The organism is Cupriavidus sp. 05N40 (assembly GCF_056397305.1).
Window position 1 is genome coordinate 1 of sequence record NZ_JBFTND010000323.1, and the last position, 5,243, is coordinate 5,243.

Consider the following 5,243-nt stretch of genomic DNA (forward strand, 5'->3'; position numbering starts at 1 on the left):
GGCGTAGTGGATCGGCTTCATGAGCGTGATTGTAGCGCCATGCCCGCGCGATCCTCCGGAGCCGCCCGTGCCCGGCGCGGCTCCGGACGCTGATGTTCAGGCGTTCACGTTGACCACCACGCGCCCGCGCATGCCGCCCTCGACGATCTTGCGCCCGGCTTCGATGGCCCCGGACAAGCCGATCTCGGTCGTGATGGCGCGCAGGCGGTCCGGCGCCAGGTCGGTCGCCAGCCGTTGCCAGGCCTCCTCGCGCCGGGCCATCGGCGCCATCACGCTGTCGATCCCGTACAGCGTGATGCCGCGCAGGATGAAGGGTGCCACCGAGGCCGGGAAATCCAGCCCCTGTGCCAGCCCGCAGCATGTCACCGCGCCGCCGTAGCGCACCTGCGCGCAGGCATTGACCAGCGTGTGCGAACCTACCGAGTCCACCACCGCGGCCCAGCGTTCCTTCTGCATCGGCTTGTTCGGCTTGCCCAGTTCGGTCCGGTCGATCACCTCCGACGCACCCAGCGCCTTGAGGAAATCGGCCTCGGCGGTCTTGCCGGTGGACGCCGCCACGCGGTAGCCCAGCCTGGACAGCAGCGCGATCGCCACCGTGCCCACGCCGCCCGAGGCGCCGGTCACCAGCACCTCGCCGTCGCCCGGCTTCACGCCGGCGCGCTCCAGCGCCAGCACCGACAGCATGGCGGTGTAGCCGGCCGTGCCGATCGCCATGGCCTGCTGCGCGTTGAACGCGTCGGGCAGCCTGACCAGCCAGTCGCCCTTGAGCCGTGCGCGCTGCGCCAGGCAACCCCAGTGCGTCTCGCCCACGCCAAAGCCGTTGAGCACCACGCGGTCGCCGGCCTTCCAGCGCGGATGCGCGGACTCCAGCACCGTGCCGGCCCCGTCGATGCCCGCCACCATCGGCCATTTGCGCACCACCGGCGCGCGGCCCGTGATGGCCAGGCCATCCTTGTAGTTGATGGTGGAATAGTCGACCGCGACCAGCACGTCGCCGTCGGCCGGCAGTGCGGATTCTTCGAGCGCGGTAACGGCGGCCTGGGTGGCGCCGTCGGCCTGGGTCAGCAGCAATGCCTGGAACGTCATGATGTCTCCCTCCGGATATGCGGATGTCGAAAGTCTGATGAACGAGGCGCCGGCCGGTCCGGCACGCACGGCGCCGGAAAGGCCGCCGGCGCGGAGCTTACTTCTTGAGGCTGGCGAGCTTGCGCTCGAGCGTGGCGGCGTCGGCGGCGCCGGGGATGCGGGTGCCGTCCATGAAGAACACGGCCGGGGTGCCAGTGATATTGAGGCTCTGGCCCAGGCTCAGGTTCTCGTCCACGGGGGTCTTGCAGCTGCCGTTGCCGGTCAGCGCGACGCGGTTGAGCATCCAGTCGCGCCAGGCCTTGGTGCGGTCGGTGGCGCACCAGACCTGCTTGGCCTTCACCTCCGAATCCGGCGACAGCACCGGGTAGAGGAAGGTGTAGACCGTGATGTTGTCCATCTGCTGGAAGGTCTGCTCGATGCGCTTGCAATAGCCGCAGTTCGGGTCCGAGAACACCGCCACCTGGCGGCTGCCGTCGCCCTTGCTCCACTTGATGGCGCGCGCCAGCGGCAGGTCCGACCACTTGATGCGGTTCAGGTCGGCCACGCGCTCTTCGGTCAGGTTGGTGCCGGTCTTGGTGTCGACCATCTCGCCGTTGATGACATAGCGCCCGGTGGCGTCCGTATAGACCACCTGCCCGCCGATATTGACCTCGAACAGGCCCGGCACCGGCGTCTTGGACACGCTCTTGACCTCGGCGCGCCCGCCCAGCATCTTCTGGATCGACTCCTTGATGCGATCGGTGCCGGGCTCGCCCGCCGCCATGGCGTGCAGCGCGAAGCCGGCCGCAGCCAGGCCGCCAGCGATGGTGGCGACGGTGGCCGACAGTGCGGGGCGGCGGCGCAGGAATTGCAACATGATGACTCCAGAAATTCGGTGATTCGGCGCGCAGTGTTCAGGGCTCAGCCCAGCGCACGGCCGATAAGAAAGCGTTTGAGCAGCGGTTGCCCGCCCACCGCCCGCATGCCGGCATTGCGTACCGTGTGCGCAATGCCGCCGGGCAGCGAAAACAGCCGGTGCAGGCCATCGGTGGCAGCCGTCAGCGACAACAGGTCCGTGGCGCGCGCGCGCTCGTAGCGGCGCAGCAGGCGCAGGTCGCCCTCGCCGCGGAACGATTCCCTGGCAGCCATCACGCGGCCAAGTTCCGCCACGTCGCGCAAGCCCAGGTTCATGCCCTGGCCGGCCAGCGGATGCACCACGTGGGCGGCGTCGCCCACCAGCGCCACGTGCGGCTGCACGAACTGCTCGGCCCGCTGCAGCACCAGCGGGAAACCCTGCGCCGGCGTCACGCAGCGCAGCGTGCCGAACTGGCGGCCCACGGCGCCGCTGGCTGCCTGCATTACGGTGTCGGCCAGCGCCTCAGGCGACAGGGCCAGCAACTCGGCGGCATGGCCCTCGTCGGCAGACCACACCATCGACACGCGCCGCCCCGGCAAGGGCAGCAGCGCCAGGATCTCGCCGTTGGCCGGCTCCTCGTCGGCCATCAGCTTGGGCGGCACGCCCAGGAACCACTGCCAGGCCGTGTCCTGGTGCGGATGCTCGCATTCGAAATTGGCCACCACGCCAAGCTGGCGGTAGCGACGCTTGGAAACCGGGATATGGCACTGGTCGCGCAACCACGAGCGCGCGCCGTCCGCGCCCACCACCAGCGCCGCGCGCACCTTGTCGCCACCGCCCAGCGTCAGCGTGGCGCCATCGTGATCGCGCAGGAAGGCCGCGGCGGTATCGTCGAACCAGTGCACCTGGTGCTGGAAGCGCAAGGCAGTATCGAGCACCCGCTCCACATGGCCCGACTCGATGATCCAGGCCAGCTGCGGCACCGTGGCCGCGTAGGCCGAGAAATGCAGGTCTCCGGCAGCGGCAGCATCCTCGCGCGCCGCGCTGGCATCGCCGAACACCCGCATGTCGCAGACCGGCTGCACGCGCGCCGGGTTCAGCGCCTCCCAGACGCGCAACTGCGCCAGCAAGGCCTGCGAGCTCGAAGAGAATGCGTAGATGCGGCTGTCCCACTGGTCCGCCTCCGGCGCGGGGGCCTGCGGACGCGGCGCGATCAGCGCCACCTGCATGCCCTGCTGGGCCAGCAACAACGCACAAGCCTTGCCGACGATGCCGCCGCCGACCACGGCAACCTGGAAACGGGAGGGGGATGGACGAGTCATGGGGAGATTATAGCCACCCCGGCACTTTGGCTCTGAGCGCCACGTGCGGCGGCCAACGCCGCGGGGCAAGCGGCGTAGCACCCCGGTTGACGGCGCCTCAGGCACGGCCCGGCGACGCCCATCCGCTAGAATAGGGGTTTTGCTATTTCAAGCCTTCTACCATGAGCCTCAAATGCGGCATCGTCGGCCTGCCCAACGTCGGCAAGTCCACGCTGTTCAATGCCCTGACCAAGGCCGGCATCGCCGCCGAAAACTATCCGTTCTGCACCATCGAGCCCAATGTGGGCGTGGTGGAAGTGCCGGATTCGAGGCTTGCCAAGCTGGCTGAGATCGTCAAGCCCGAGCGCATCCTGCCGGCCGTGGTCGAATTCGTCGACATCGCCGGCCTGGTGGCGGGCGCCTCCAAGGGCGAAGGCCTGGGCAACCAGTTCCTGGCCAATATCCGCGAAACCGACGCCATCACCCACGTGGTGCGCTGCTTCGAAGACGAGAACGTGATCCATGTGGCCGGCAAGGTCGATCCGCTGTCGGACATCGAAGTGATCAATACCGAGCTTGCGCTGGCCGACCTCTCCACCGTCGAAAAGGCCCACGCCCGCTACATCAAGCCCGCGCGCGCCGGCGACAAGGAAGCGCTGCGCCTGGTGGCCGTGCTGGAGAAGGCCCAGGCCGTGCTCAACGAAGCCAAGGCCGTGCGCACGCTCGACCTCTCCGACGAGGAATGGGCCGCCATCAAGCCGCTCTGCCTGATCACCGCCAAGCCGACCATGTACGTGGCCAACGTGCGCGAAGACGGCTTCGAGAACAACCCGCACCTGGACGCCGTGCGCGCCCACGCCGCCAAGACCAAGTCGCCGGTGGTCGCCGTGTGCGCCGCCATCGAAGCCGAGATCGCCGACCTGGAAGACGAGGACAAGGCCGTGTTCCTGGCCGACCTCGGCATGGAAGAACCGGGCCTGGACCGCGTGATCCGCGCCGGCTTCACCCTGCTCGGCCTGCAGACCTACTTCACCGCCGGCGTGAAGGAAGTGCGCGCCTGGACCATCCACGTGGGCGACACCGCCCCGCAGGCCGCCGGCGTGATCCACACCGACTTCGAACGCGGCTTCATCCGCGCGCAGACCATCGCCTATGAGGACTTCATTGCCTTCAAGGGTGAGCAAGGCGCCAAGGAAGCCGGGAAGATGCGGGCGGAAGGGAAGGAGTATGTGGTGAAGGATGGGGATGTGATGAATTTCTTGTTTAACGTMTGATCAACGTTTGAGCTGAATCGACCCGCTCCCGTCGTTCCAGACCACCTGAAAACCCCCGTCGGCCGTTGAGGCGACGGGGGTTTTTGCCATGTGACGACCCTATTCAACAGCGGTCGACGCCGATACATGGGCCAAGGGGTAAAACCATACGCCTGCGACCACGCGCAATCGGTGTAAATGACATCGGCTCATCTGCCGAGCAGCGCGCTCCTGACTGCGTTTGGCGCGTGCTGCCATGGCAGAAGTATTCGGTCGCATGGCAGACGTTTCACCGTAAAAACCAGCCTTTTCCTACATCCAGGCTGAGTTGGCTGGACCAACATTCCAAATAAGCTTTGTTCAAAGGAAGTCCGGCTCTTTGTGTCGGCATGCCTGAGCGTTCGCGTGCGGGCGCTCCGATCCCATGGGGCAGGCTGCTTGGCTTCGACCCGTCGAACGCGGCGTGATGCAGCGGCATTGCCCGGCGTCCCCAAAAAAGGGGGTCAACGATGCCAGGTCAGTCCGACCTGAGATTCTCCTTGCAGCACACGGCCGGCGACTTCTTCTTCCCGTCTCGGGCGATTCGCAAGCGCACGGAGTGACCATGCCCTCGTTCAAATTCCCCTTCAAAGACAAGGCCGGCAAGGAGGTGCGCGACGCCGCGCTCTACTACACGGCGCTCAGCCTGGCCGACAACGGCTTCTATCCGCTGGGCCCCTCCGGCGTGCATTGCGGCATTCACTACGTCCAGGCGATGGCCAACACGCT

General features: G+C 67.2%; 4 protein-coding genes. 1 reads left to right on the top strand and 3 read right to left on the bottom strand.

Going from position 1 to position 5,243, the window contains the following annotated elements; all coding sequences use genetic code 11:
• Window positions 1-96: 96 nt before the first annotated feature.
• From acuI to AC1DO7_RS39060, 3 genes are all read right to left on the bottom strand, one after another.
• The gene (gene acuI / locus AC1DO7_RS39050) at window positions 97-1,086 is read right to left on the bottom strand and encodes an acrylyl-CoA reductase (NADPH) (protein WP_441622658.1); all 990 of its coding nucleotides are present in this window, start codon (window positions 1,084-1,086) and stop codon (window positions 97-99) included.
• A 97-nt stretch (window positions 1,087-1,183) separates the two neighbouring features.
• The gene (locus AC1DO7_RS39055; RefSeq protein ID WP_441622656.1) at window positions 1,184-1,942 is read right to left on the bottom strand and encodes a DsbC family protein; all 759 of its coding nucleotides are present in this window, start codon (window positions 1,940-1,942) and stop codon (window positions 1,184-1,186) included.
• 44 nt (window positions 1,943-1,986) lie between these two features.
• Entirely contained in the window at window positions 1,987-3,243 is a 1,257-nt protein-coding gene (locus AC1DO7_RS39060) for a UbiH/UbiF family hydroxylase (protein WP_441622654.1), read from the bottom strand.
• A 161-nt stretch (window positions 3,244-3,404) separates the two neighbouring features.
• Between AC1DO7_RS39060 and ychF the strand changes: the two genes are divergently transcribed.
• Window positions 3,405-4,496 carry a redox-regulated ATPase YchF gene (ychF, locus tag AC1DO7_RS39065; RefSeq protein WP_441622652.1) on the top strand — a complete coding sequence of 364 codons (1,092 nt, stop codon included), beginning with the start codon at window positions 3,405-3,407 and terminating at the stop codon, window positions 4,494-4,496.
• Window positions 4,497-5,243 lie beyond the last annotated feature (747 nt).

What these genes read in the sequence shown, in the direction of transcription:
- AC1DO7_RS39055 (WP_441622656.1), bottom strand. Translation starts at nt 1,942, where the DNA reads ATGTTGCAATTCCTGCGCCGCCGCCCCGCACTGTCGGCCACCGTCGCC.
- acuI (WP_441622658.1), bottom strand. Translation starts at nt 1,086, where the DNA reads ATGACGTTCCAGGCATTGCTGCTGACCCAGGCCGACGGCGCCACCCAG.
- AC1DO7_RS39060 (WP_441622654.1), bottom strand. Translation starts at nt 3,243, where the DNA reads ATGACTCGTCCATCCCCCTCCCGTTTCCAGGTTGCCGTGGTCGGCGGC.